The following is a 23325-nucleotide window of genomic DNA, read 5'->3' as shown; positions in this document are numbered from 1 at the left end:
GATGCTTCTTTCAGACCATATCCTTTTCCTCGACGGCGAAGCGCTCGTTATCGACAAGCCGGCGGGCCTGCCCGTCGACGCGCCGCGCGACGGCAGCCTCAGCCTCGAAAATCACCTCGACAGCCTGCGCTTCGGCTTCAAGCGCTGGCCGCTGCCCGTCCACCGGCTCGACCGCGACACGTCGGGCTGCCTGCTCCTCGCACGCAATCCGAAAGCGCATGGCCGCTTCACCCGCGCGTTCGAGAGCCGCGAGGTCGAGAAGCAATATCTCGCCATCCTCGACGGTATCCCCGCCGACGACGGCGGCATTATCGACCTGCCGCTAGGCAAGACCTCGACCGCCGAAGAAGGCTGGCGGATGGTCGTCGACCCGAAGGGCAAACCCTCGGTCTCGCATTGGGAAAAGCTTGCCGAAGTCGATGGCCGCGCGCTGCTGCGCTTTCGCCCCGAGACGGGCCGCACGCACCAGCTGCGCGTCCATGCGCTCGAAGGGCTTGGTTTTCCGATCGTCGGCGATCCCGTTTACGGAAATGGTGGTGCGAATGATCGCACGATGCTCCACGCCGAACGGCTCGTCGTGAAACGTGACGTCAAGCCGCCAGTAATTGCCGAGGCGCCCTTTCCCGATCGCTTCGCCGCGATGGGCTTTTCGGCACCCGAAGGGGCGTCGCCGACCCGTGGCTGACATCCCCGAAAGCGCGATCACCGAAAAGTTCTTGGCGGGGTCGGGCCCCGGCGGTCAGAATGTCAACAAGGTCGCGACCGCGTGCCAGCTTCGCGTCGATGTCTTCGCGCTCGGACTCGCGCCCGATGCCTATCGCAGGCTCAAGACGCTCGCCGGAAGCAAGATGACCTCCGCCGGCGAACTCGTCATTCTCGCCCGCAGCTTTCGCACCCAGGAGGCCAATCGCGCCGACGCCCGCGCGCGGCTGAACGAACTGGTCGACGCCGCGCTCGTCCGCCCCGAGAAACGGATCAAGACCAGGCCGAGCAAGGCGGCGAAGGCCCGCCGCGTCGACACCAAGAAAGCGCGGAGCTCGGTCAAGGCGGGCCGCGGCCGCGTGCATCTCGACTAGGCATGCAGCTCTATCGGCTCGACGCCACAGCAGCGCAGATTTCCGCTACTTTTGACGTCGATGCGGGCGACGATCCCTGGACCGGCGGCTATGTCACGCCCGGCCGTCCCGCGCCGGTGATCGCCCCCGACAGCCGCGGCGGGCCGCGCCGCTATCTGCGCCCGAAACTCTGGGGCGTCCCGCCGCCGCCGCAGGGCACGCAGCCCGTCGCCACCGTCCGCAATCTCGCGAGCCCCTTCTGGATCGGGACGCTACGCCACCCGGAGCTCCGCTGCCTGATCCCGGCGACGAGCTTCGCCATCTGGTCGGGGCCCGCGGGCGCGAAGCGCCAGCGCTGGGCGTCGGTACCCGGCCGCCCGATCTTCGCCTTCGCGGGCATCCAGCGCCAGACCGAGGACTGGCCGGGCTTCGCGGTGCTGACGACCGACCCGAACGGCCTGCTCGAACGCCTCGCTCCTGTCGCGATGCCGATGATCCTGCACGCCGAGGACCATGAGCGCTGGCTGACCGCCGACTGGCGCGACGCCGTGCATCTCGTCACCCCCTTCCCGAGCCATTTGATGGCGGTCGACGACACTTATCCCTACCCGTAATTTCATCAATTCGCTTCACCTTGCGATAACCAACGGGGCGTTAAATTCGCCCCGAATCGACCAGCGAGGTGGGAACACAGACGTGCTGACCAACGCCAACACCAAGACGACCACTAAGGGCCGCCGTGCCGAACGCTCGCCCGTGCAGGCACGGGCGCGCTTTCGCGAGCCCGGCTTCAATCCCTTCGATGTCGAGCTGTACGACCTGTCCTCGACGGGTTTCCGGATGGTGACATTCTCGCGCCCGCAGATCGGCAAGGCGATCTGGGTCAGCCTGCCCAGCCTCCAGCCGCTCGAAGCGATCATTCGCCGCGCGGACGGCAATAATTACGGCTGCGAGTTCACGCACCCGCTGCACCCGTCGGTCGCGAAGCACCTCCAGGTCAAGCTGCGCTGAGGATCAGCCCGCCGGCTTTTCGGATTTTTTCAGGATATGCTTCCACTCGGCAGGCGTGACGCGCCCGACCGACAGCCGCGACTGGCGGATGAGGTCCATGTCGGCGAGCGCCGGATCGGCCTTGATCGCGGCAAGCGTCACCGGATGCTTGAGCGCGCGCACCGGCGCGACGCGGACGATCACCCAGGGCGAGCCCTCCTCCGCCGTCGGATCGGGCGACGCCGTCTCGGTGATCTTCATGATCCCGACGCATTCTTTGCCGATATTGCTGTGATAGAAGAGCGCCTCGTCGCCGACCTTCATCGCCATCAGGTTGAGCTTCGCGGTGTGGTTGCGCACTCCGTCCCACATCCCGGTCCCGTCCTTGACGAGTTGCTCCCACGCATAGGCGTCGGGTTCGGATTTCATCAGCCAATATTGCTTTGCCATGGCGGCGGGCTTAGCCGAGCCCCGCGCGAGGTGGAACCGCCTTTTTCCCTTTAAAGGTCGCGCCGCCGCGCCTAAATCGCGACTCATCCAGCGCCCGTGGAGGCGCCGCCCCTGATCAGATGGACAGAATATACATGACTGCTGCCGTTCCCGTCATTTCCATGTCGCTCCCCGCCGATCAGTTTGCGAAGGATTTCGGCGCCTCTTTCGAGCGCTTCGGCTTCGCGATGATCACCGACCATGGCATCGACCCCGAGCTGATCGACGACGCCTGGACGAAGGCGAAGGCCTTCTTCGCGCTGCCCGAGGACGTCAAGCGCGCCTATCACATTCCCGGCGGTGGCGGCGCGCGCGGCTACACCCCGTTCGGCACCGAGATCGCCAAGGGTGCGAAGGAAGTCGACCTCAAGGAATTCTGGCACGTCGGGCGCGATCTGCCCGCGGGGCACCGGCTCGCCGCGCAACAGCCGAACAATGTCTGGCCGAAGGAAGTCGAGGGCTTCCGCGCCGTCTATGACAAATTGTTCGCCGAATTCGACCGCGTCGGCGGCCGACTCCTGTCGGGCATCGCGCGCTACCTCGGCCTCGCCCCCGATTTCTTCGACGACACGGTGAAGGACGGCAACAGCGTGATGCGCCTCCTGCACTATCCGCCCGTCGAAGGCCCCGCGAAGGGCATCCGCGCCGAGGCGCATGAGGATATCAACACGATCACCTTGCTGCTCGGCGCCGAGGAAGCCGGCCTCGAAATCCTCGACAAGGATGGCAGCTGGCTTCCCGTATCGCCGCCGCCGGGGGCGATGGCGGTCAACGTCGGCGACATGCTGCAGCGGCTGACGAACAACCGCCTGCCCTCGACCACGCACCGCGTCCGCAACCCCGACGAAGGCCGCGCGAGCGTCGCGCGCTATTCGATGCCCTTCTTTCTTCATTTCCGTTCGGATTATCCGATCGAGACGCTGCCAAGCTGCATCGATGCCTCGCACCCGAACCTCTACCCGACGCCGATCACCGCCGACGAGTATCTGCAGGAACGGCTGCGCGAGATCGGGTTGAAGAAATAGGGCGTCTGTTTTGGGGTGGGGAGCGGACGTTTGCTCATCCCCTCCCGCAGGCGGGAGGGGCAGCGAGGCTTGCCAGCTTGCTGGCTAGCCGCAGCGGGGTGGGCATACGCACCGCCGCTGGCCCACCCCCAACCCCTCCCGCCTGCGGGAGGGGAGAAGAATGGCAGCAATCGCTCGATTCCGGTCATCGCATCCTTGTCGGCCGCAAATGTCAGCTCCCGCACGCAGCTCGTCATCAATGCATATGCTTCAGCTTGTCGGGGTTGCGCATCACATAGATGCCGGCAACCTTGCCATCCTCGATCTCGAGCGCGGTGGTCTGGAACTCGCCGTCGGCCTCGCGCGTCACGAAGCCCGGCAAGCCGTTGATCGTGCCGACGTGCACGAGCGTCGAGCCATATTTGCCGAACAATACGGCAAGGCTGCGGTGCAGCGTCATCACCGTATCGAAGCCGAGTACGGGCACCATCGCGGCAGGGCGCTTGCCGCCTCCGTCGGACCACATGCCGACGTCGGCCGCGAGCATCGCGCCGAGCGCGCCCATGTCGCCGCTGCGTGAGGCCGCAAAAAAGGCGTTGGCGATCTCGAGCCCGTGCGCCTTCTCCAGCTTGTAGCGCGGACGCGCGTCGCGGACATGGGTACGGGCGCGCGCGGCGAGCTGGCGCGTCGCGGCAGCGTCGCGTTCGATCGTCTTTGCGACCTCGTCGAACTCGACGCCGAAGACGTCGTGCAGAAGAAAGGCCGCGCGTTCGAGAGGGGAGAGCCGTTCGAGCGCGAGCATGAGCGGCAACGTCACATCGTCGTCGTCGTCCTCCTCGACCAGCGGGTCGGGGAGCCAGGGGCCGACATAGGTCTCGCGCTGCGCGCGCGCCGATTTGAGCTGGTCGAGGCAGAGCCGCGTCACCGTGCGCCGAAGGAAGGCCGCGGGCTCGCGCACCGCGCCGCGGTCGGTGCCGAGCCAGCGAATGAAGGCATCCTGCACCACATCCTCGGCATCGGCGACCGAACCGAGCATCCGATAGGCGACGCGGGTGAGGAGCGGACGCAACGGATCGAAACTCGCCGCCGCGTCCGCGCCCGCTTCCATCCCGCCGCGAATGCCCGCGGGGGTCATCAGGCCGCCTTCACCAGCACACCGCCCTCGTACCAGAGGTCGAAGCCGACCGCGATGCGGTTCCAGCCGTTGATGATGTTGATCAGCAGCGTGAGGTTCACTTGCTCCTCCGGCGTGAAATGCGCTTCGAGTGCTTCCTTCGCGGCCTTCTGTGTGTGCCCTTCCGACATGCGGGTCAAGGCGTCGGTCCAGGCGAGCGCGGCGCGTTCGCGGTCGGTATAGACCGGGGCTTCGTGCCACGCGGCGAGCAGGTAGATGCGCTGTTCGGTCTCGCCATGCGCGCGGGCGTCGACCGTGTGCATGTTGATGCAGTTGGCGCAGCCATTGAGGATCGACGAGCGAATCTTCACCAGTTCGACGAGCGTCTTGTCGAGGCTCTTCTCGACGGCGAAGCCGGTCGCGGTCCACTGTTTCATAAGGGTCGGGGCGGCGGCATAGGGGTCGGCTACCTTGGTCATCTCACATCTCCTTCATCGGGTTGTACCTGCATGACGAGACAGCGCGGCCGCCTGTGACATGGCGTGCGAAAAAATCGGCCGGAAGGCGACATTTCGATGCGATGCCGAGCCAAGTCATTGGAAACGCATCGTTTCGTATAATGCGCTTTTTCACGCCGCGGAGCTGCACTAGCATCGCCCAATCCAAAGCAAGAGAGGGGGATGACCATGAAGTTTCTCGACGACCACGGCGACCGCGCCTATGCCCTGCTCCGGATCGTTTCCGGATTGCTCTTTCTCGCGCACGGCGTGCAGAAATTTTTCAATTTTCCGACCGCCTTTCCCTATCCGCTGAACCCGATGCTGCAGGCGGCGGGGACGATCGAGATCGTTGCCGGCGCGCTGATCATCATCGGGTTTGCGACCCGCCCCGCCGCCTTCATCGCGAGCGGCATGTCGGCGGTCGGCTATTGGGTCGCGCACGGCAGCCAGGGGCCCTATCCGATCGCCAACGGCGGCGAGACGATCATCCTTTACTGCTTTATCTTCCTGTACATCGCGACGCGGGGTGCCGGGATCTGGAGCGTCGACGCCGCGCGCGCGAAGTAGCGTGTGCGCTATTATCTCGACGCCGAGTTCAACGGCTTCGGCGGCGCGCTGATCTCGATCGGACTCGCGCCGGAGAATGCCGATCACCCGCGCTTCTATGGCGCGGTCGAGTGCCGCGACCCGACACCCTGGGTCGCGGCGCATGTGCTGCCGGTGCTCGACACAGCGCCCGCCGCCTATGAAGCCTTGCAGGACGCCTTTGCCGACTATCTGGCGCCCGACCCGCATCCGGTACTCGTCGCCGACTGGCCCGAAGACATCGTCCACGCCGCGCGCCTGCTCGCGACCAGCGACGGGCGGCGGCTGATCGTCTCGGCGGTGAGCTTCGAGCTTGCCGAGGTGGTGAGTTTCTCGTCGGCCGAGCTCAGCCATGTCCCGCACAATGCTTATCACGACGCCGTCGCGCTGCGGACTTTCTGCATGGCGCGGCGCGGAATGGACGGAGCGAGGTCAGAGTAGTGCAGCGGCAGCGGCGGCGAGTTTGGACCGGAGGTGGTCCTAGACGATCCTCCCCACCGGGGGAGGGGACCACCCGCAGAGTGGTGGAGGGGCACAGGAGATCATAGGCCGCGCCAGACCGCACGTACCCCTCCACCATGCTTCGGATGGTCCCCCTCCCCGTGCCGGGGAGGATCGGCGAAGTCCGTTTTCCACCCCAAAACCGTCATTCTTCCTGCTGGCGAAGTCGAGGCGCGGTTTATAGCCCGCCCACGCTCCCCGTTGCCTGCGCGCGGACGAAGTTTTCTAGCGCGGTGAACAGCATCGCCCGCGCGTCGCTGCCCAGCATCTCGCCTGTCAGCACGTCGAATCCTATCCGGTCGCCTGCGCCCGCGGCGCGGACGATCGATGCGAGCAGCGCCTCGTCGAAGCTGAGCTGCGGGCAGCAGGGCGGGGCGACCGCGAACGGGTCGGGCCAGACATGGCCGATCGCCTCGACCACCAGCCGGAAGCGCCGCGCCACGAGGATATTGCCCCAGCGCCGTTCGAGCTCGGGCATCGGGTCGCGCTCGCCACGGCGGCAGAGGATGCAATAGCGGAGCGCGAGAACGGCCTGGGCGGCGTCGGGAAACAGGTCGCGGACGAGCGGCTGCGCGGTGAATTTCCGGACCAGTTCGCTGCTCTGCATGAAGACTCCCCATCGATGCCGGCCGGATCGGCCGGACGTTTCGTGGTCCCGTCCCACGCCTCAAAAAAGATGCCGGCCGCCATAATGCAGCTGAAAGGTGCAGCGGCCGGCAGGAGGGGACTGCCCAATCTTGCTATTGCGAATTATTCGCATATACAAGCAAAAAAGGGGGCGCCCGAAGGCACCCCTCATTTCAACGGTTTAGGCCGTGGACGAAGCCCCCTCCGCCTTCGCGCCATCGTCAGTCTTCGCTGACCGGCTTCGACTGTAACTGGATGTAGTTCTCGATTCCCATGCGCTCGATCATTTCGAACTGCTTTTCGAGCTCGTCGACATGATGCTCTTCGCTTTCAAGGATGTCCGAGAAAAGGTCGCGGCTGACATAGTCGCGAACGCTTTCGCTGTGCGCGATCGCGTCCTTGAGCAGCGGGATCGCCTCTTCCTCGAGCGCGAGATCGGCCTTCAGTATCTCCTCGACGGTTTCACCGACCCGCAGGCGCCCGAGCAGCTGGAAATTGGGGAGGCCGCCGAGGAAAAGGATGCGGTCCGCCAGCTTGTCGGCGTGCTTCATCTCGTCGATCGATTCATGCCGCTCGAAATGCGCGAGGCGTGCGATGCCCCAATTGTCGAGCATCCGGTAATGCAACCAATATTGGTTGATCGCGGTCAGTTCGTTCTTGAGCGCCTCGTTGAGGAAATCGATGACTTTTGCGTCGCCCTTCATGCTGTCAGTCCTGTCATTTTTCTTGGGATGGGATCGGGCGGCATCATACGCCTCCCGGCCGCATCAGGCCAAGGTCAAAAACGGCAGAAAACCGATAAAAATCAGGCGGTCTCGGCGACGTCGCTGATGATATTGCGAGCGAAAGGCAGACACTGGCCGCATTTGGGTTTGCGACCCAGTTGCGCATAGGCGGCCTTGGCGCAGCGCAATTGGCCGTCGCGCGCGACGTCGCGCAGATCGCGCTCCCTTATTGCGTTGCAGACACAAACGACCATGTGCGAATCCTTCTCAACAAGGCCTATCTAGGGATAGTGCGAGCGATTCGCAACTGGAAAGTTGCGATTGGTTCGCAATCCGAACAGTGGCAATTTTCGCCCCGCCGGGCCTTGCCCGCAGCGCGATTCGCGGGCATAGGCGCCCCCATCTTCCCAGCACCGCAAAGCAGAGGTCCGCCCCCATGAAAGTGAATGTCTATGTGACGCTCAAGCCGGGGGTTCTCGATCCGCAGGGCAAGGCGATCCATCATGCGCTCGAAGGGCTGGGTTTCGGCGGCGTTGCGGACGTCCGCGCGGGCCGCTTCATCGAACTCGACGTCGCCGACGGCACGAGCGATGCCGACCTCGACGCGATGTGCGCGAAGCTGCTCGCGAACACGGTGATCGAAAACTACCGCATCGAACGCCCGTAATACAGGAGCCGCGATCATGAAGACCGCCGTCATCGTCTTTCCCGGCTCCAACTGCGACCGCGACATGGCGGTCGCGCTCGAACAAGTGACGGGCAAGGCGCCCGCGATGGTGTGGCACCGCGAGAGCGAATTGCCCGATGGCGTCGATTTCATCGCACTGCCCGGCGGCTTCTCCTACGGCGACTATCTCCGCTCGGGCGCAATGGCGGCGCGCTCGCCGATCCTGCGCGCGGTTTCGGATGCCGCGGGGCGCGGCGTCCCCGTGCTCGGGGTGTGCAACGGCTTTCAGGTGCTGACCGAGGCGCAGTTGCTCCCCGGCGCGCTGATGCGCAACGCGGGGCTCAACTTCGTGTGCCGCACCGTGCCGCTGAAGGTCGAAAACAGCCAGTCGCTGTTCACCGCGGGCTATGGCGCGGGCGAGGAGATTGCGATCCCCGTCGCGCATCACGACGGCAATTATTTCGCCGACGCGGCGACGCTCGACCGGATCGAAGGCGAAGGGCGCGTCGCCTTCCGCTACGCCGACAATGTCAACGGCTCGGCGCGCAATATCGCGGGCGTCCTCAACGATGCGGGCAATGTGCTCGGGATGATGCCGCACCCCGAACGCGCGATCGACCGCGCGCACGGCGGCACAGACGGGCTACGCCTGTTCGAGGCGGCGCTCGGCGTCCTCGCCTGACACGTCCGCCCGCGGCTGCGCCGCGGGCTGGAGCCAGCGCCCGACGAGCAGCAGCACGGTGGGCCAGAACATCGTGTTCCATATGTCGTGCCAGTGCGCGGCGTCGGGCTGGATGGCGGCGTTGCTGAATTCCACCGTCATGTCGAGCCATTCGCCGCCGCACGCCATGACGAGCACCGCTAGCCACGCGGCCACCCAACCGCCGCGCCAGCGCCACGCTAGCCGCACCAGCATGAAGAGCGCCAGGCCGAAATAGATGTGCAGCGCGTCCTTGCCGAGATCGGACGCCGTGACGAGCCAGGATTTTCGCTCCTCGAACAGCGAAGCCAATTCTATCAATGTCATCGGAAGGATCAGACCTTGGCGCCGAAGGGGTTGAAGTCGGTGCCTTCATCGAACACGTCGACACCTTCGCGCCGCTTCAACGCACCGACGATGACATAGGTTGCCGGGGTCAGCGCGGCTTCCCAGGCCGTCTTGATGAACCATTGCGACAGCACGACCTGCATCAACTGCTCTGGCGGCCATCCGGCAAGCCCGTAAAAGGCGAGCGGGTAGAAAATCAGGCTGTCGAGACCCTGTCCGACGACGGTCGAACCGATCGTGCGGGCCCAGAGCATCCGCCCGCCGGTCCACATCTTCATTCGCGCCAGCACATAGGAGTTGGCGAATTCGCCGACGCAAAAGGCGATCATAGAGGCGAGAACGATGCGCCAGCTGTTTCCGAACACGAACTCATAGGCCTGCTGCCCCGGCCAGCCATCCGCCGGCGGCAACGAGACGACCACCCACGCCATGAACGCCATGAAGGCGAGCGCCGCGAATCCGGTCCAGATCACCCGGCGCGCACGGGCATAACCATAGACCTCGGTCAGGACGTCGCCGATGATGTAGCTGATCGGAAAAAACAGCACGCCCGCGCCGAACGCCCATTGCTCGCCGCTGGGCAGTACGATGTAACTCGGCTTCGAGGCGCCGATGATGTTGCTGAGCAACAGGATCGCGACGAACGCCGCCATCATCAGGTCGTAATAACGGAAGTGGCGGACCGCCGAAGCAGCGACGTGCGCGGGCCTGGCGGAGGGGGCGGGTGTATCGGTCATCGCGATGCGCTGCTTAACGCGCTTTGCGCCGGACGCAAACCACGCGATCTTCATTGTCGGCGGCCAACGCCCTCTGCGCTTCGTTCGCCGCGACCGAAGAGCCGAAGGGTATGCACATGCTAACGCCGCCCAGCAGGAGCGTCGGCGTCGCGTTTGAAGATGAGCAACGAGCCGAATGCGGCCACTTTTTGATAATTATTCGCCACTTGTGCCACGCGGCGCTCGCTTGCGCTGACGTCGCCTAGCGGAGACGGGCGCTCCGCCTTCGCATCGAAGTTTTTCGACCACACGAGGATGAGCGCTGGTTTGCGCGCCCGGATGTCGTCGGTGTAGATATCCATGAAACGACTGCCCAGGGCGCAGGCCCGTTGCCGATCTCCAAAGGCGGTGCTCGTCGCAAAACGGCTGGCTGGAAGGCGCTTGGCCAGATACGCCGCGCGATACCCGCAGTTGACGGGAAGTATATATTCGTGCGGCGAGACGGAAGCGGCGATGTAGGTCGCCGCTGACTGGGCAGCGGCCTCGCTCTCGCAGGAATCGTCTTCGACGGGATTCATGGCGACAGGCAGCGGGCTTCGCCAATCAGCCTGAAGATTGTTTCGCAGCTTCAGGGCCGTACCGGCCGCCCCGACAGCCAGAACCGCCAAGAGCGCGAACCAGAGGACGGGGGCGGCGATGCGATGCCATGGGCCGAACCACGGCCGGGTGGCCGCTCGGTCGCTAGCGGATCGAGCGAGCGTGTCGACCAATATGGCATACAGCAGGACCAGGAAGGGAAGCATCCCCGCCAGATGATAGCCGAACCCCTTTTTCTGGACGATGAAGGAAAGGGCGAAGGTCGCCATCGCGCCGAGGACCAGCATGAACAGGAAGCGATTGAGGTCAGGACGCACAACCCAGCAGATAATGCCGCCAATGGCCCCCCCAACAATCCAGTGCCATGAGCCGAAGAATAACGCGACAGGCACTCCGGTCATCGACTGCGGCGGCGGACCGGACGCATAGCAGTCGAGCACATACCGGATGCTGTCGTCGTACCAAGCGCCCAACGAGCCTTGCGCAAGACCGGATGCCACGAACAGGAGGATGGTCGAAACCGCCCCTGCGGCGATCAGCGCGATCGCCTTCAGCCTGATCGGTACGCGCGCGGGAGAGGGCTGCCAGATCGCTTCAAGAACAAGGACGCCGGCCAGGAACGCGAGGTAGGTCGGGCGAATGGCGACGGCGAACGCCATCAGCGCACCCGCGGCAGCCAAGCCCGTCTGACTTCGTCGTGGTCCAGCGAGCGCGAAGCAGGCGATGAGCAGGATTTCGGCCGCAACGATGTCGCGCTGACCAGCCATCCAGTAGCCGCTGGTGACATAGATGACAGGATTGATCGCCAACAGACATGCTGCGCCGACACGAAGGCCGTTCCGCCACAGCATCGCCGCGCCGAACAATGTGGCAGCCTGCATCAGGACATAGTCGAATGTACGAAAGGCGCCCGGCTCCGGCCCGAAGACCGATTGCGCAAGCCAGTGGATAAGGATTTTGCCCGGCCAGTTTACCTCGAAACTATCCCTGTACGGCGCAAGCCCCTGCGATGCGAGCCACGCGATATAGTCGAAAATGCTTTGATCGGGCGATGGATTCAGCCTGCTATAGGCGTGAAACAGGACCGGCAACGTAGCGATCCAGACAAACAGGAACAGCGTGATGAGCCACCGTTCGACGGGTCGCAGATCCGAAAATGCGCGCCGTCCTTCGTCTAGCGCGGCTGATAAGGCTGACATATGAGGCTCCGGGACATCTGCTGAAAGACCGATGCGATGCCGACCAGCAATGGGGTGCGCGGCAAAGCGGCGGGAAGGGCGATCCTTTGAACCGTCATGTCGAGCGCATTGTGAGGTGCGCTGGCGTATCGGCAAAGGGCGCGCCGATCGACCAGCCGTTCGAGAGTGGCGATTGTTTCGGTGACGCTGGTCGGCTTTCCACTCGCGACGAGTTCGGTCGCGCGCGTCGGCGCCATCTCGAGCGAATGGGCGACGAAAGCGCCGATGTCCGGCGCAAACACATAGTCGCGCAACGTGTGGGCCGATCCATAGATTTCGATGGGACGATATGCGATCATTGACGCGATCATCGTGGCAAAAAGGCCTCGGCGGCCCCCGCTCGTATAGCCATAGACCGAACTCGGACGATATATTCGCGGCGTGATGTTTCCGCCGAGCGCTCCGACCAGCCTCTCTTGCTCTATTTTGCCGCGTCCATAGGGCCGCTTTGCGATCGCGGCGCTTTGAGACCCGATCGAGCGCTGCCCCTCATAGAGCCCGCCGAGCGAACTGAAGAGATGGAAGACGAGCTGATCGTTGGTCTGAGCCAGCTGCCTCGTGAGGGCCAAGATTTCGCCGACTTGGGCGGTCTCCGCTGCCATGTCGGGGTCACCGGAAGCGAAGCCGCTGATTCCTGCTGCCCAAATCATGTCGATCCGCGAGGCTCCCTTGATTCGCCGGGAGATCTCGGCAGCAACGGTCGCACGTTGCACGCGGTCGTGCCACGACCATGCGACGGGCCGAGCAGCCCAGCGGCGTTGCCTTCGGACGGCGGCGTCGATCGCCGAACCGATCAACCCGCTGCCGAACAGCAGGATATGGCGTTTTTCGCCGTCGGCGTCCCGCTCGTACAATATCATCCCGTTAGCATCGCGGTCGCTTGCCCAGGAATGCCGCGAGATGCGTGTCGCGCGACCGATCGATTACGAAAAAGGTCGGTCGACCATGCGCTCTCAGGACAAGGGTGGAGAGATATTGGAGCGCGACGCCGATCAGGCCGATATTCATTCCGCTGAAGAACAGAATTGCCACCATCAACGACGACCAGCCGCGCACGGTGACCAAGCCGGGCCAGATGAGTTTCGATATCGCGAGCCCCGCTGCCATGAGGAGCGCAAAACCGACGGTGATGGCGCCGGCAAGGGTCATGAATCGCAGGATGCGGAGGTTCGACGAGAATATCATGCGCTGCGCATGAGAAATCAGCGAGCGGAAATTGTACCCGCTCTTGCCGGTTGCGACATAGCGCTCGTCGACCAGGTCCATGGGCTCGCTTACGATCCGCTGGGTGAAGAAGCCCAGTTCGATATCGAAATATGTGTCGTGGATGGCCACGCTCGAGACGCTTCGCGCGATCTCTCCGCGGATGAGTCTGAAGCTGTTGATCATCCGCACATGCTTGCTCCCCGTCAGCCAGCCGAGCAGTCGCTTGATGCCTGTCGACGAGAAATCGCGGATCGCGCTCTTGTGGACCGCGGCGGTCGGCTTGGCGTACACGACGTCGGCGGATTCGGCGACAGCCCTTGCCAGCAGGTCGGGTATCTTGCCGGGCGGATGTTGCAGATCCTCGTCCATCGTGACCACCCAATTGCCGACGCTGTGCAGGATACCGGCGGCTGTTGCGGGATGCTGGCCGTAATTTCGCGAGAGGTGCAGCGGGACGACCCAGTCATATTCATCCGCGATCCGATCGATCAGGGACGGCGATCCGTCAATCGCGCTGTCGTCGACCAGTATCGCCTCTGCCAACATAATGGGCGCATTCTGCTCCGCCCATTGCGTCTTCAATTTTGCAATCTCTTCGACCAGCCTGCCGAGATATGCCTCGCCCGAATAGACGGGAACGACGATGGAAACACTGACGGGGTCGGTCTCGCCACTGGTCATTCTTGAACGCGCCTTTCTATGGCCGAGCGATGGCCATGCTGTTTCGGAAAAACATAGAATTTCGTGAGGAGGAAGAAGCACGCCGTATAGACCGGCATCCCCGCCAGTTGGGCGAAATGGGGTGACAGGCCGCCCTGCAAGCTCAGGAAGACCGCCAGCAGGTTGCCGCAATAGGAGGCGGCGACGGCCAGCAGGAAGCGTCGGGCAAGCCGCAGGTCCGCGCGCCCGCCGAAGCGAAAGGTCCAGCGGCGGTTCAGCGTGAAACTGATCATGAGCCCGACGGCATAACCGATGAAGTTCGCCAGGTAGAGATTGGCCCCCGCTGCCATCAGCGCATAAATTACCAGAAGCGTCGCAGCCGTATTCAGAACGCCGACAAAGGCGAACCGGAGCAGTTCCATGGCATGATTCCTAAGCATGCGATCGCGTCCCCCGAGCGCAATATTCATTCGAACCTTCGCGCCCGTTCGAATGAATCCGCGCTACACGAACTGCTTAACCCGCTTTGCGCCGGACGCAAACCACGCTATTCGCGCGGGCGACAGCCTTGGTGCACGCGCCCGTAGCTCAGCTGGATAGAGCACCCGCCTTCTAAGCGGGTGGTCGCAGGTTCGAATCCTGCCGGGCGCACCATCCTCCACCGCTCTCTAAAGTGCGATATCGCTTCCTGTGTTACGCTGCCACGCCTCGCCCGAATCTGTGTAAAGCAGCTTTGGGGTGGAAGCGGGCGTATCAACAACGTCGCCCCCGCGCAGGCGGGGGCCGCTAGCCGCCCATTTCTGCGCGGCCGCGTAAACCGACTGCGGCGCAGGAAAAGGCCGATGGCGGCCCCCGCCTTCGCGGGGGCGACGATTATTGGTAGCGTCCACTCCTCACCCCAAAGCCAACTTACGGCAGCGATGATCGCGCCAGCCGGTGGACCGGCCCGAACTGCGCGACGGCAGCACCGATAAAGGGCAGCGCGACGAGCCACAGGCGAACTCCGGTGACCCCCGCGGGGCTGGCGATGCTGATCGCGGCAGTCGCGGCGAGGCCGGCGCTGATCAGGACGAGGCCGAGGATCAGCCGCCAGTGCGGTGTTTCCATATCGGCCTTGCCATCGCCGCGCTCGTACCGGGCGAAGAGCAGGATCAGCGGCAGCAGCGCGGCGATATAGAGCGCGAACCAGACGGGCCGCGCAAGCCACCATGCTGCGCTGCCCGGTGCGACGTCGAGCCCGATGCCGCCGAGGAGCCACGCCGCAACCATCACGAACACAAAGGCAGTGAGATGCCAGAGATAGATGGTCATGATCATCCCGTTGACCAGCACCACCCCGGTCCAGCGCGTCAGATTGTCGAGCATCCGCCGCCCCGCAGGTTCGAGCGCGAGCGCGAAGCCACTTTGCGCCATGCCGAGCGCGAGCAGCGCGAGCGTCGGCGGCATCGAATTGCTCAGGGCCGAGCCCGGCACCCCGATCATCGCGACCGGATAGGGTCCGAGCCCGATGAGCAGGCCGAGCGCGGCTAGCCCGCCGACGCCCCAGCCGAGCGCCCTGCCCGGCGTCAGCCGTCCCTCGCTCCATGCGAAGCCGAGCTGGTGGATCGCGAGCCAGACGAAGGCGAAGTTCAGGAAATTGACGTAAGGGACGCCGAAACGCAGCGCCGCGACGTCGATGGCGATCGCCCCCGCGACCAAGGCCCAGAAGGACGCGAAGCCCCAGCGCTTCCACGCCTTCCACGTTAGCGGAACAAGCGCGGCGACCATCAGATAGACCGACAGGAACCACACCGGGATCAGCGCGAGCTGCGCCGCCATCGCGACGACGCCCCGCTCTACCCCCATTGCGGTGCCGAAGGCCGCAAACAACGACCAGATCAGGAACAGCGGCAACACGGGGTTGATCAGCCGTTGCAGCCGCCCGCTGTACCACCCCGCATAGCGGCCGCCCTTGCGGAGGGTCGCGGCCCACGACATGCCGTTCGAGAAGCCGCCGACGAGGAAGAAGAGCGGCATGACCTGAAACCCCCAGGTCAGCCACTGCGTCCAGGGCAGGATGCCGAGCAGATGTCCGCCCTCGACCGCGCCGTTTTTCATATAGGGCGCGGCGACCAGCCAATGACCGACGACGACCGCAAGAATCGACAGCGCGCGCAGGAAATCGACGTAGCGGTTACGCTCGGGCGGGGCCTGCGCCGCCATATCGCGCGCGCGGGTCCAGAGGCTTTTGCGAACTGCGCCAGTGACTTCGGCCAAGCTGTCATCCCTCTCCCGGTGAGAAACCCAAGCTAGTATCGTGCGCCGCCAACGCAAGCCTTTGCCTTGACGCGCGAGGCTTGCTATCGCGGCCGCAACAATGGCCAGTACAACCGACGATCTTCCTCCTTCCGGACCCGACCACAGCATCGACACCCCGTTCGACAGCGCGCTGTCCGAACGCTATCTCGTCTATGCGCTGTCGACGATCACCGCGCGGTCGCTGCCCGACCTGCGCGACGGCCTGAAGCCCGTCCACCGCCGCTTGCTGTGGGCGATGCGCGCGATGCGGCTCGATCCGTCGCAGGGCTACAAGAAGTCGGCGCGCGTCGTCGGCGACGTCATCGGCAAGTTCCACCCGCACGGCGACACGGCCGTTTATGACGCGATGGTCCGCCTCGCGCAGGATTTCTCGCTCCGCTATCCGCTCGTCGACGGTCAGGGCAATTTCGGCAATATCGACGGCGATAATGCCGCCGCCTACCGCTACACCGAAGCGCGGCTGACAGGCGTTGCGATCGACCTGATGCAGGGGCTCGACGAGGGTACGGTCGATTTCCGCCCGACCTATAATGGCGAGGACGAAGAGCCCGAGATCATGCCGGGGTTGTTCCCGAACCTGCTCGCCAATGGCGCGAGCGGGATCGCGGTCGGCATGGCGACGAATATCCCGCCGCACAACGCCGCCGAGGTGATCGACGCCGCGCTGGTGCTGATCGAGAATCCGAAGGCCGAGCTGTCCGACCTGCTGGAGCATGTAAAGGGCCCCGATTTCCCGACCGGCGGCATCATCGTCGACAGCCCCGAAACGATTGCCTACGCCTATGAAACCGGCCGCGGCGGCTTTCGGGTCCGCGCGCGCTTCTCGACCGGGAAGCACGACGGCGTCTGGGAAGAGACCGGAATCGAGAAGCAGGCGGGCGGCACCTGGCAGCTCGTCATCAGCGAGATTCCCTATGGCGTCGCGAAGGGCAAGCTGATCGAGCAGATCGCGCAACTGATCGCCGACAAGAAACTGCCGATCCTCGAGGATGTCCGCGACGAAAGCGCCGAGGACATCCGCATCGTGCTGGTGCCCAAGAGCCGTAACGTCGATCCCGATATCCTCAAGGAAAGCCTATACCGGCTGACCGAGCTCGAAAGCCGCTTCGCGCTCAACCTCAACGTCCTCGACGCGACGCGCACGCCGAAGGTGATGGGGCTGCACCAACTGCTGACCGAGTGGCTGCAGCACCAGATCATCGTCCTCGTCCGCCGCGCCAAACACCGGATCGCGAAAATCGACGACCGGCTGGAACTCGTCGCGGGTTACATCATCGCCTTCCTCAACCTCGACCGGATCATCGAGATCATCCGCACCGAGGACGAGCCGAAGCCTGTCATGATGGCCGAGTTCATGCTGACCGACCGGCAGGCCGAGGCGATCCTGAACATGCGGCTGCGCTCGCTTCGCCGGCTCGAGGAAATGGAACTCAAGCGCGAGCAGGATGATCTCTCCGCCGAGCGCGACGAGCTCGTCAAGCTGGTCGAAAGCCCGGCGCGCCAGCGGACGCGGCTGCGCAAGGATCTGGAAAAGCTGCGTGCGGTCTATGGACCCGAAACCGCGCTCGGTGCGCGCCGCACGACGCTGGCCGAAGCGGCGCCTGCACGCGACATCCCGCTCGACGCGATGATCGAGAAGGAGCCGGCAACGGTGATCCTCTCGAAACGCGGCTGGATCCGCGCCCAGCGCGGCCATGTCGCCGCCGACCAGTGGGGCGAATTCAAGTTCAAGGAAGGCGACGAGCTCGCCTTTGCGACGCACGCGCAGACGACCGACAAATTGCTGGTCGCGGCGAGCGACGGGCGCTTCTACACCGTCGGTGCAGACAAGCTGCCCGGCGGGCGCGGGTTCGGCGAACCGCTGCGGCTGATGGTCGATATCGATCCCGACGCGCGCATCGTCGCGATGATCCCGGCGAGCGCCGAGGGCCGCCTGCTGCTCGCCTCGTCGAGCGGACACGGCTTCATCGCGCAAATGAGCGAAGTGATCGCCGAGACGCGCAAGGGCCGCAACGTTGTGAACCTGAAACCCAAGGCGCAGCTCAGTGTCGTGCGGCCGATCCCGGCAGCGCACGACAGCGTCGCGGTGATCGGCGAGAACCGCAAGCTGGTCGTCTTCCCGCTCGCCGAAGTCCCGGTGATGGCGCGCGGCCAGGGCGTGATGCTGCAGAAATATCGCGACGGCGGTCTGTCCGATGCCACCACCTTCGTCTTTGCCGAAGGATTGAGCTGGGCGATGGGCGGCGACACCGGCCGCACGCGCACCGAAACCGACCTTGGCCCCTGGCGCGTCGCCCGCAGCGCATCGGGCCGGATGCCGCCCACGGGCTTTCCAAGGAATAATCGCTTCGACTGATCGTAAAACCCCTTTGCCGTAAATAGCTTCTTTACCCCCCATCCCCTAGGCAACGGCCAATGGGGAAAGGTCGCACAAAACCCGCTGTTATGACTATTGATCGAACCGGCGAAGACCGGCCCTCGCTGTTCGTCGGCTGGATCGACGCCCTGCCCGTTCCGGCAGCGCTGATCCGTCCGATGGATCGCGGCAATTTTTCGCTCCATGCCAGCAATTCGGCGTTCGACCGGCTCGACCTGTCCCCCGCCGGGGTCGACGCGCCGTTCGAGCTTCGCCGCGCGATCGAGCGCGCCGCCCAAGGCGGCGCCGGAACGCACGAATTTTCGTGCCGGCTGGGCAAGGGCGTCGCGGCGCGCGACCTGCGCGGATCGGTCGCCCTGCTGACCGATGAAAATGGCGCGACCTCGCTGTTTCTGCTGACCCTGATCGACCGCACGCAGGAGATGATGGTCGAGCGCAACCTTCGCCGCGAGCTGGTCTCCGACAGCCTAACCGGCCTGCCCAACCGCGCAGGCTTCGAGGAGCTCGTCGAACAGCGCGGCGACCCCGAGGGGAGCGGCGACCATGCGATCCTGCTGCTCGACCTCGCACGCTTCAGCCGCATCAACGAGCATATCGGCCCGATGGCGGGCGACGAACTGATCATCACCGTCGCACGGCGGCTGAAATCGAGCCTCCGCAGCGGCGACATTCTGGCGCGCACCGGCGGCGACGAATTCGCGATCTCGTCGCGCGTCCCCGGCGGCAAGGCCGATGTCCGCGAGATGGCGCGACGTATCCGCGGTTGTTTCGACCATCCGTTCCGGATCGGCGAGCTGAAAGTCAGCGTCGATTGCGCGCTCGGCTGCGCAATTCAGCCCGAAATTGACACCGATATCGCGGACCAGATCCGCCACGCGCAGATCGCGCTCAAGCGCGCCAAGCGCACCGATCGCATCGAAATCTATGAACCCGAAGCCGCCATCCTTTCGGACAATCGTTTCGGTCTCGAAACCGAGTTGCGCAACGCGATCGAGGAAGACCGGCTGCGCCTCGACTTTCAGCCGCTGATCGAACTGTCGACAGGCACCGTCGCGGGCTTCGAGGCGCTGGCGCGCTGGAACAACAGCAAGGGCGTCTCGGTGCCGCCGACCGAATTCATCCCGATTGCCGAGGATTCGGGGCTGATCGTCCCGCTCGGCCAATGGGCGATCGGGAAGGCGGCGGCGACGCTTGCCGACTGGGACCGCCAGAATACGAACAAGCCGGTCGACTGCTATATCTCGGTGAACGTCTCGGCGATCCAGCTCGTCCGCGACGATATCGCCGCCGTCGTTCGCGACGCGCTGTCGGCCAACGCGATCGGCGGCGACCGGCTGATGATCGAACTCACCGAAAGCGCCATCATCGGCGATCCCGACCTTGCCATGTCGGTGTTGAGCGAACTCAAGGCGCTCGACGCACGCGTCGCGATGGACGATTTCGGCACCGGCTATTCGAACCTCGCCTATCTCCAGCGCCTGCCGCTCGACGTGCTCAAGATCGACCGCAGCTTCGTCGATCACATGGTCGAAGACCGCGACAAGGCGGCGATCGTCCGCACGATCCAGAGCCTGGCCGAAGTGCTGGGGATGCGCACGACGGCCGAAGGTGTCGAGACCGCCGACCAGGCCCGGCTGCTCTCGGCCCTGGGCTGCGATTTCGGGCAGGGCTTCCTGTTCGCGCACCCGATGGAAGCGAGCACAGCGCTCGCCTATTGGCGTCAGTCGCTGGTGCGCCCGATCATCTGATCGGCGAGCGCCGCGACGCGCGCGGCATCGGGATAATCCTCGGCCACCCAAGTCGCCTCGACCGCACGCAGGATGCGCGCTACCTCCGGGCCCGCGGTGACGCCGCGTGCGATGATATCGCCGCCCTTCATCGGGAGCTGCGGTACGTCCCAGCCGTTCAGCGACAGCACGGCGGCCGTCGCCATGTCGGGCGTTCCCGCCAGCAACCAGACGTCGCGCGCGCCATCGACCCCGATGGCATGGGCGAGTTGCCGCGCCGGGCGGACGGGTCCGGTGCGATGCGCCGCGAGCGCCGCCAGATGCTTGCGCTGGCGCGTCGACAGGCGCAGGCGGCTCGCGACCTGTTCTGCGGTCGCGGCATCGGGCGGCAGCAGCGCCGCGAAACGGCGCAGTGGCGCGGGACAGACGCCCGTCGCGGCTTCGTTGCCGAGCAGCCGGTCGAGCGTGGCCGCAAAATCGTCGGCCAATTCGGGAAGGATCACCTCGAAAATCCCGTCGGCCGTCATCTGGCCGACCACCGCCCGCGGATCGGGCAGCGACAGGATCTTGGTCAGTTCATCGGCCACCCGTTCCCGCGACAGGCTCTTGAGCGACTGACGCGCCGCAACAACCGCAGCATGGCTGTCGGGTTCGAGATCGCCTTGCCCGAAACGCCCGGCGAAGCGATAGAAGCGCAGGATGCGCAAATGATCCTCGGCGATGCGCGCCGCGGCGTCGCCGATGAAGCGCACGCAGCCATTTTGCAGGTCCGCGATCCCGCCGAACCAGTCGTCGACTACGCCGCTTTCAGGGTCCGCATAGAGCGCGTTGATCGTGAAATCGCGCCGCGCCGCATCCTCGCGCCAGTCGTCGGCAAAGGCGATCGTCGCCCGGCGACCGTCGGTTTCGACGTCGCGGCGCAGGGTGGTGATCTCGTGATGGTCGCCGCTGGCGATCGCGGTGACGGTGCCGTGCGCGATCCCGGTCGGAATGACCTTGATTCCGGCCTCCTCGAGCCGCTTCGTCACGTCCTGCGGCAACAGCGGAGTCGCGAGATCGATGTCGGTCACCGGCAGGCCGAGCAGCGTGTCCCGCACCGCGCCGCCGACGATCTTCACCGCGTCGGCGCCCAGCGCGGCGACGATCCGCCGGAGCCCCGGCGCCGCGCGCCATCGAGTGTCGGGCAGCACCGTCACCGATACCAGCCCGCCGGCAGTCGCCGCGCCAGATTGATGATGATATCCGCGGTCACGCCCCAGATCCGCCGTCCCTGCCAGTCCATGTCATAATAATGGCGGTCCTGTCCCTGCCAGTTCGCATGGCGGCGCTGATAATTGCCGGGGTCGAACAAGATGTCGAGCGGCACCTCGAACCAGTCCTCGACCTCGTCCGGATTGGGATCGAGGGGCAGATCGGGCGGGATGACGCCGAGCACCGGCGTGATGTGATAGCCGCTACCCGAGCGATAGGCAGTGGTCGCCCCCGCAACCATGACGTCACGGCGGTGGAGCCCGATCTCCTCCTCTGCCTCGCGGAGCGCCGCGTCGATGGCGTCGCGGTCGCTCGGATCGATCTTGCCGCCTGGGAAAGCGACCTGCCCCGCGTGGCTGCGTAGCCATTGCGGGCGCTGGGTCAGGATTACACCGGGATCGGGCCGGTCGGTGAAGGCCACCAGCACCGCGGCGTCGCGCAGCGCCTGGCCGTGGAGCAGGTAGGCTTCGTCGGCGCCCTCATCGGGGCGCAGATTGCCGAGCGCGTCGCGCAGCCTCTCCGATAGCATCAGGCGTCCACCAGCGGGAAGCGAGCGCCGTTCGACCAGATTGCAAGTGGCTCGGCGCTCTCGGCGAGCGCCAACTCGACGATCTCGTAATAGAGCGCGCGGTCGATTCGCGCTTCGAGGCCGTTGCCGATGGCGCCGCGAACGTGGAGCCGCGGATCGGGATTGTCGGCGTCACTGCCGAAGCGAAGCGGGTGATCGGGGCCCGCCATGACGAGGTCGTCGGTGTCGAGGCGGAAGACGAGCTTGCGGGCTTCGCCCGTCCCTTCGCTCTTCATTTCGACCGCGCGGAAGGGCATGTCTTCGACCGCGATCGACAGCTTCTCGGCCGGGGTGACGAGGACGTGGCCGCCGTCGGACTCGCGGCGGAGGATCGTCGAGAAGAGTTTGACCATCGCCGGGCGATTGATGCGCCCGCCTTCGTGAAACCAGCTGCCGTCGGCGCGAATCTCCATCGCGCTGTCGCCTTCGCGCTCGGGATGCCAGCTTTCGACCGGCGGCAGTTTGCGCGCTGCGAGTAGCTCGGCCACCTCGGTCAGCGAGAGTTGGGCGAAGTCCTTGGGAAGCGAGGGTGCGGGAGTGACCATGCGTCCGACATAGGAATGTGGGGGCGCAAGTAAAGAGACCCCGCGCCGGGTCGCGTGAAATGGGCGATGATGGAGATTGGCGGAAAACTGCGCAACTTCACTCGCGATTTGCACTGAAGGCGTGGGTCGACGGCACGTCCGCCAGATGGATCCCGGATCAAGTCCGGGATGACGAAGACTGGGTCTGGAGAGAGGGACGAGCGATCGGGAGTCTTTCCGGGAGACCGCAGAAATCTGCGTAACTTCACGCGCAAAGCGACATTCGGAAGGGCGGGCGACCGGCATTCCGGAAGGCTATGCCCGCCGGATAATGTAGGACAGCGATTTTCTGTCTAGCGCGGCCCGATCATCCCCGCACCGGTCGGCAAGCCATGCCCATTCACTGCCCGCGCAAGCAGTCGGCGTTTCTCATAGGGGCCGGGCAAATCCCAATTGCCGGTCGCGTCGGCGGTGAAACCGAAGAAGCGGCCGTAATATTCGGGATCGCCGATCATCATCAGCGCGCTGTCGGCCTCCGTCTGAGCGGCCTCAAGCATATGTGCCATCAGTACCCGGCCATGCCCGCCGCGCTGGAAGTCGGGACGCACCGCGACGGGGCCGACCATCACCAGCGGCGTCGCACCGCCGTCCGGCGCATGATGCGCGACCGGCCAGCACTGGATCGTGCCGATCAGCGCGCCACCCTCGACCGCCGCGAAGCTCAAGGCCGGAACCGCATCCATGCCCTGACGGATACGGTAGGCGGTTCGTCCAAAACGATCCGGTCCGAAAGCGAGGTCGAGCAGATGCTCGACCGCCTGCGGCTCGATATCGGACAATGGAAGTAACTCGACCAAC

At 64.9% G+C, this 23325-nt stretch carries 28 protein-coding genes and 1 tRNA gene; 12 read left to right on the top strand and 17 right to left on the bottom strand.

The window, feature by feature from the left end; genetic code table 11:
* Position 1: 1 nt before the first annotated feature.
* The 4 genes from QOL68_RS01845 (at position 2) to QOL68_RS01830 (ending at position 2066) form a co-directional block, all read left to right on the top strand.
* The gene (locus QOL68_RS01845; protein WP_282946426.1) at positions 2–685 is read left to right on the top strand and encodes an RluA family pseudouridine synthase; all 684 of its coding nucleotides are present in this window, start codon (positions 2–4) and stop codon (positions 683–685) included.
* Complete coding sequence (gene arfB / locus QOL68_RS01840; RefSeq protein ID WP_058457010.1) at positions 678–1076, top strand: alternative ribosome rescue aminoacyl-tRNA hydrolase ArfB; 399 nt, start codon at positions 678–680, stop codon at positions 1074–1076. The genes QOL68_RS01845 and arfB overlap by 8 nt, the downstream gene beginning before the upstream one ends.
* Before the next feature lie 2 nt (positions 1077–1078).
* Complete coding sequence (locus QOL68_RS01835; protein WP_282946422.1) at positions 1079–1669, top strand: SOS response-associated peptidase family protein; 591 nt, start codon at positions 1079–1081, stop codon at positions 1667–1669.
* Between the two features lie 82 nt (positions 1670–1751).
* Positions 1752–2066: a PilZ domain-containing protein gene (locus QOL68_RS01830; RefSeq protein ID WP_282946420.1), complete on the top strand. Its 315-nt coding sequence runs from the start codon at positions 1752–1754 to the stop codon at positions 2064–2066.
* 3 nt (positions 2067–2069) lie between these two features.
* Here the strand turns inward: QOL68_RS01830 and QOL68_RS01825 are convergent, their stop codons facing one another.
* Positions 2070–2495: an EVE domain-containing protein gene (locus QOL68_RS01825; protein WP_058457007.1), complete on the bottom strand. Its 426-nt coding sequence runs from the start codon at positions 2493–2495 to the stop codon at positions 2070–2072.
* 134 nt (positions 2496–2629) lie between these two features.
* Here QOL68_RS01825 and QOL68_RS01820 point away from each other — a divergent pair, with 134 nt between their 5' ends.
* Positions 2630–3559, top strand: a complete 930-nt coding sequence (locus tag QOL68_RS01820; RefSeq protein WP_058457006.1) for an isopenicillin N synthase family dioxygenase — start codon at positions 2630–2632, stop codon at positions 3557–3559.
* A gap of 235 nt (positions 3560–3794) precedes the next feature.
* On the opposite strand, the gene QOL68_RS01815 is transcribed toward QOL68_RS01820, so the two are convergent.
* A complete protein-coding gene (locus QOL68_RS01815) occupies positions 3795–4646 on the bottom strand; it encodes a sigma-70 family RNA polymerase sigma factor (RefSeq protein WP_502957384.1) in 852 nt (283 codons plus the stop codon).
* Between the two features lie 26 nt (positions 4647–4672).
* Positions 4673–5131, bottom strand: coding sequence for a carboxymuconolactone decarboxylase family protein (locus QOL68_RS01810; RefSeq protein WP_058457005.1), 459 nt, complete (start codon positions 5129–5131; stop codon positions 4673–4675).
* A 201-nt stretch (positions 5132–5332) separates the two neighbouring features.
* On the opposite strand from QOL68_RS01810, the gene QOL68_RS01805 reads away from it, so the two are divergent.
* Both QOL68_RS01805 and QOL68_RS01800 read left to right on the top strand, forming a co-directional pair.
* Complete coding sequence (locus QOL68_RS01805) at positions 5333–5719, top strand: DoxX family protein (RefSeq protein WP_231728997.1); 387 nt, start codon at positions 5333–5335, stop codon at positions 5717–5719.
* Between the two features lie 3 nt (positions 5720–5722).
* Positions 5723–6178 (top strand): hypothetical protein, encoded by a 456-nt coding sequence (locus QOL68_RS01800; RefSeq protein ID WP_282946413.1) that lies wholly within the window; start codon positions 5723–5725, stop codon positions 6176–6178.
* Positions 6179–6416: 238 nt separating this feature from the next.
* Here the strand turns inward: QOL68_RS01800 and QOL68_RS01795 are convergent, their stop codons facing one another.
* From QOL68_RS01795 to QOL68_RS01785, 3 genes are all read right to left on the bottom strand, one after another.
* Positions 6417–6845 carry an addiction module antidote protein gene (locus QOL68_RS01795; RefSeq protein ID WP_282946412.1) on the bottom strand — a complete coding sequence of 143 codons (429 nt, stop codon included), beginning with the start codon at positions 6843–6845 and terminating at the stop codon, positions 6417–6419.
* 241 nt (positions 6846–7086) lie between these two features.
* On the bottom strand, positions 7087–7569 hold the full coding sequence (gene bfr / locus QOL68_RS01790; protein ID WP_058457001.1) for a bacterioferritin: 483 nt from the start codon (positions 7567–7569) through the stop codon (positions 7087–7089).
* Positions 7570–7670: 101 nt separating this feature from the next.
* Positions 7671–7844, bottom strand: a complete 174-nt coding sequence (locus QOL68_RS01785) for a (2Fe-2S)-binding protein (RefSeq protein WP_058457000.1) — start codon at positions 7842–7844, stop codon at positions 7671–7673.
* Positions 7845–8026: 182 nt separating this feature from the next.
* On the opposite strand from QOL68_RS01785, the gene purS reads away from it, so the two are divergent.
* Positions 8027–8257 carry a phosphoribosylformylglycinamidine synthase subunit PurS gene (gene purS, locus QOL68_RS01780; RefSeq protein ID WP_037513977.1) on the top strand — a complete coding sequence of 77 codons (231 nt, stop codon included), beginning with the start codon at positions 8027–8029 and terminating at the stop codon, positions 8255–8257.
* Positions 8258–8273: 16 nt separating this feature from the next.
* Entirely contained in the window at positions 8274–8939 is a 666-nt protein-coding gene (gene purQ, locus QOL68_RS01775; protein ID WP_282946397.1) for a phosphoribosylformylglycinamidine synthase subunit PurQ, read from the top strand.
* Here the strand turns inward: purQ and QOL68_RS01770 are convergent.
* From QOL68_RS01770 to QOL68_RS01745, 6 genes are all read right to left on the bottom strand, one after another.
* Positions 8901–9284 (bottom strand): hypothetical protein, encoded by a 384-nt coding sequence (locus QOL68_RS01770; protein ID WP_282946395.1) that lies wholly within the window; start codon positions 9282–9284, stop codon positions 8901–8903. The genes purQ and QOL68_RS01770 overlap by 39 nt on opposite strands.
* 8 nt (positions 9285–9292) lie before the next feature.
* Positions 9293–10042 (bottom strand): queuosine precursor transporter, encoded by a 750-nt coding sequence (locus QOL68_RS01765; RefSeq protein ID WP_282946393.1) that lies wholly within the window; start codon positions 10040–10042, stop codon positions 9293–9295.
* Positions 10043–10161: 119 nt separating this feature from the next.
* Positions 10162–11817, bottom strand: coding sequence for a hypothetical protein (locus QOL68_RS01760; RefSeq protein ID WP_282946392.1), 1656 nt, complete (start codon positions 11815–11817; stop codon positions 10162–10164).
* Entirely contained in the window at positions 11793–12710 is a 918-nt protein-coding gene (locus tag QOL68_RS01755) for an NAD-dependent epimerase/dehydratase family protein (RefSeq protein ID WP_282946390.1), read from the bottom strand. The genes QOL68_RS01760 and QOL68_RS01755 overlap by 25 nt, the downstream gene beginning before the upstream one ends.
* Before the next feature lie 10 nt (positions 12711–12720).
* The gene (locus tag QOL68_RS01750; RefSeq protein WP_282946388.1) at positions 12721–13743 is read right to left on the bottom strand and encodes a glycosyltransferase; all 1023 of its coding nucleotides are present in this window, start codon (positions 13741–13743) and stop codon (positions 12721–12723) included.
* Positions 13740–14144, bottom strand: coding sequence for a GtrA family protein (locus tag QOL68_RS01745; protein WP_282946386.1), 405 nt, complete (start codon positions 14142–14144; stop codon positions 13740–13742). The genes QOL68_RS01750 and QOL68_RS01745 overlap by 4 nt, the downstream gene beginning before the upstream one ends.
* A gap of 155 nt (positions 14145–14299) precedes the next feature.
* Between QOL68_RS01745 and QOL68_RS01740 the strand changes: the two genes are divergently transcribed.
* A tRNA-Arg gene (locus QOL68_RS01740) sits at positions 14300–14376 on the top strand.
* A gap of 255 nt (positions 14377–14631) precedes the next feature.
* On the opposite strand, the gene QOL68_RS01735 is transcribed toward QOL68_RS01740, so the two are convergent.
* The gene (locus tag QOL68_RS01735) at positions 14632–15978 is read right to left on the bottom strand and encodes an acyltransferase family protein (RefSeq protein ID WP_282946384.1); all 1347 of its coding nucleotides are present in this window, start codon (positions 15976–15978) and stop codon (positions 14632–14634) included.
* Between the two features lie 100 nt (positions 15979–16078).
* Here QOL68_RS01735 and parC point away from each other — a divergent pair, with 100 nt between their 5' ends.
* Positions 16079–18376: a DNA topoisomerase IV subunit A gene (parC, locus tag QOL68_RS01730; protein WP_282946381.1), complete on the top strand. Its 2298-nt coding sequence runs from the start codon at positions 16079–16081 to the stop codon at positions 18374–18376.
* An 89-nt stretch (positions 18377–18465) separates the two neighbouring features.
* The gene (locus QOL68_RS01725) at positions 18466–20145 is read left to right on the top strand and encodes a putative bifunctional diguanylate cyclase/phosphodiesterase (protein WP_231728998.1); all 1680 of its coding nucleotides are present in this window, start codon (positions 18466–18468) and stop codon (positions 20143–20145) included.
* Here the strand turns inward: QOL68_RS01725 and QOL68_RS01720 are convergent.
* The 4 genes from QOL68_RS01720 to QOL68_RS01705 form a co-directional block, all read right to left on the bottom strand.
* The gene (locus QOL68_RS01720) at positions 20118–21320 is read right to left on the bottom strand and encodes a CCA tRNA nucleotidyltransferase (RefSeq protein WP_282946379.1); all 1203 of its coding nucleotides are present in this window, start codon (positions 21318–21320) and stop codon (positions 20118–20120) included. The two genes, QOL68_RS01725 and QOL68_RS01720, sit on opposite strands and share 28 nt — an antisense overlap.
* On the bottom strand, positions 21317–21904 hold the full coding sequence (locus tag QOL68_RS01715) for a CoA pyrophosphatase (protein WP_282946377.1): 588 nt from the start codon (positions 21902–21904) through the stop codon (positions 21317–21319). Before QOL68_RS01715 ends, QOL68_RS01720 begins: the two co-directional genes overlap by 4 nt.
* Positions 21904–22488: a DUF1285 domain-containing protein gene (locus tag QOL68_RS01710; protein ID WP_058456992.1), complete on the bottom strand. Its 585-nt coding sequence runs from the start codon at positions 22486–22488 to the stop codon at positions 21904–21906. The genes QOL68_RS01715 and QOL68_RS01710 overlap by 1 nt, the downstream gene beginning before the upstream one ends.
* A gap of 332 nt (positions 22489–22820) precedes the next feature.
* Positions 22821–23324: a GNAT family N-acetyltransferase gene (locus tag QOL68_RS01705; RefSeq protein ID WP_502957366.1), complete on the bottom strand. Its 504-nt coding sequence runs from the start codon at positions 23322–23324 to the stop codon at positions 22821–22823.
* Position 23325 lies beyond the last annotated feature (1 nt).

The organism is Sphingopyxis sp. Geo25 (assembly GCF_949769135.1).
Lineage (GTDB): Bacteria > Pseudomonadota > Alphaproteobacteria > Sphingomonadales > Sphingomonadaceae > Sphingopyxis.
Note: the sequence above shows the minus strand (reverse complement) of the source record. Positions and strands in the feature narration are given on the sequence as shown.

Bases quoted from the DNA above. Each gene is read 5' to 3' on its own strand.
- QOL68_RS01810 (WP_058457005.1), bottom strand. From the start codon at position 5,131: ATGACCAAGGTAGCCGACCCCTATGCCGCCGCCCCGACCCTTATGAAA.
- QOL68_RS01805 (WP_231728997.1), top strand. From the start codon at position 5,333: ATGACCATGAAGTTTCTCGACGACCACGGCGACCGCGCCTATGCCCTG.
- QOL68_RS01750 (WP_282946388.1), bottom strand. From the start codon at position 13,743: ATGACCAGTGGCGAGACCGACCCCGTCAGTGTTTCCATCGTCGTTCCC.
- QOL68_RS01835 (WP_282946422.1), top strand. From the start codon at position 1,079: ATGCAGCTCTATCGGCTCGACGCCACAGCAGCGCAGATTTCCGCTACT.
- QOL68_RS01770 (WP_282946395.1), bottom strand. From the start codon at position 9,284: ATGACATTGATAGAATTGGCTTCGCTGTTCGAGGAGCGAAAATCCTGG.
- QOL68_RS01795 (WP_282946412.1), bottom strand. From the start codon at position 6,845: ATGCAGAGCAGCGAACTGGTCCGGAAATTCACCGCGCAGCCGCTCGTC.
- QOL68_RS01710 (WP_058456992.1), bottom strand. From the start codon at position 22,488: ATGGTCACTCCCGCACCCTCGCTTCCCAAGGACTTCGCCCAACTCTCG.
- parC (WP_282946381.1), top strand. From the start codon at position 16,079: ATGGCCAGTACAACCGACGATCTTCCTCCTTCCGGACCCGACCACAGC.
- purQ (WP_282946397.1), top strand. From the start codon at position 8,274: ATGAAGACCGCCGTCATCGTCTTTCCCGGCTCCAACTGCGACCGCGAC.
- QOL68_RS01765 (WP_282946393.1), bottom strand. From the start codon at position 10,042: ATGACCGATACACCCGCCCCCTCCGCCAGGCCCGCGCACGTCGCTGCT.
- QOL68_RS01785 (WP_058457000.1), bottom strand. From the start codon at position 7,844: ATGGTCGTTTGTGTCTGCAACGCAATAAGGGAGCGCGATCTGCGCGAC.
- QOL68_RS01745 (WP_282946386.1), bottom strand. From the start codon at position 14,144: ATGGAACTGCTCCGGTTCGCCTTTGTCGGCGTTCTGAATACGGCTGCG.
- QOL68_RS01820 (WP_058457006.1), top strand. From the start codon at position 2,630: ATGACTGCTGCCGTTCCCGTCATTTCCATGTCGCTCCCCGCCGATCAG.
- bfr (WP_058457001.1), bottom strand. From the start codon at position 7,569: ATGAAGGGCGACGCAAAAGTCATCGATTTCCTCAACGAGGCGCTCAAG.
- QOL68_RS01815 (WP_502957384.1), bottom strand. From the start codon at position 4,646: ATGGAAGCGGGCGCGGACGCGGCGGCGAGTTTCGATCCGTTGCGTCCG.
- QOL68_RS01725 (WP_231728998.1), top strand. From the start codon at position 18,466: ATGACTATTGATCGAACCGGCGAAGACCGGCCCTCGCTGTTCGTCGGC.
- QOL68_RS01715 (WP_282946377.1), bottom strand. From the start codon at position 21,904: ATGCTATCGGAGAGGCTGCGCGACGCGCTCGGCAATCTGCGCCCCGAT.
- QOL68_RS01825 (WP_058457007.1), bottom strand. From the start codon at position 2,495: ATGGCAAAGCAATATTGGCTGATGAAATCCGAACCCGACGCCTATGCG.
- QOL68_RS01845 (WP_282946426.1), top strand. From the start codon at position 2: ATGCTTCTTTCAGACCATATCCTTTTCCTCGACGGCGAAGCGCTCGTT.
- QOL68_RS01760 (WP_282946392.1), bottom strand. From the start codon at position 11,817: ATGTCAGCCTTATCAGCCGCGCTAGACGAAGGACGGCGCGCATTTTCG.
- purS (WP_037513977.1), top strand. From the start codon at position 8,027: ATGAAAGTGAATGTCTATGTGACGCTCAAGCCGGGGGTTCTCGATCCG.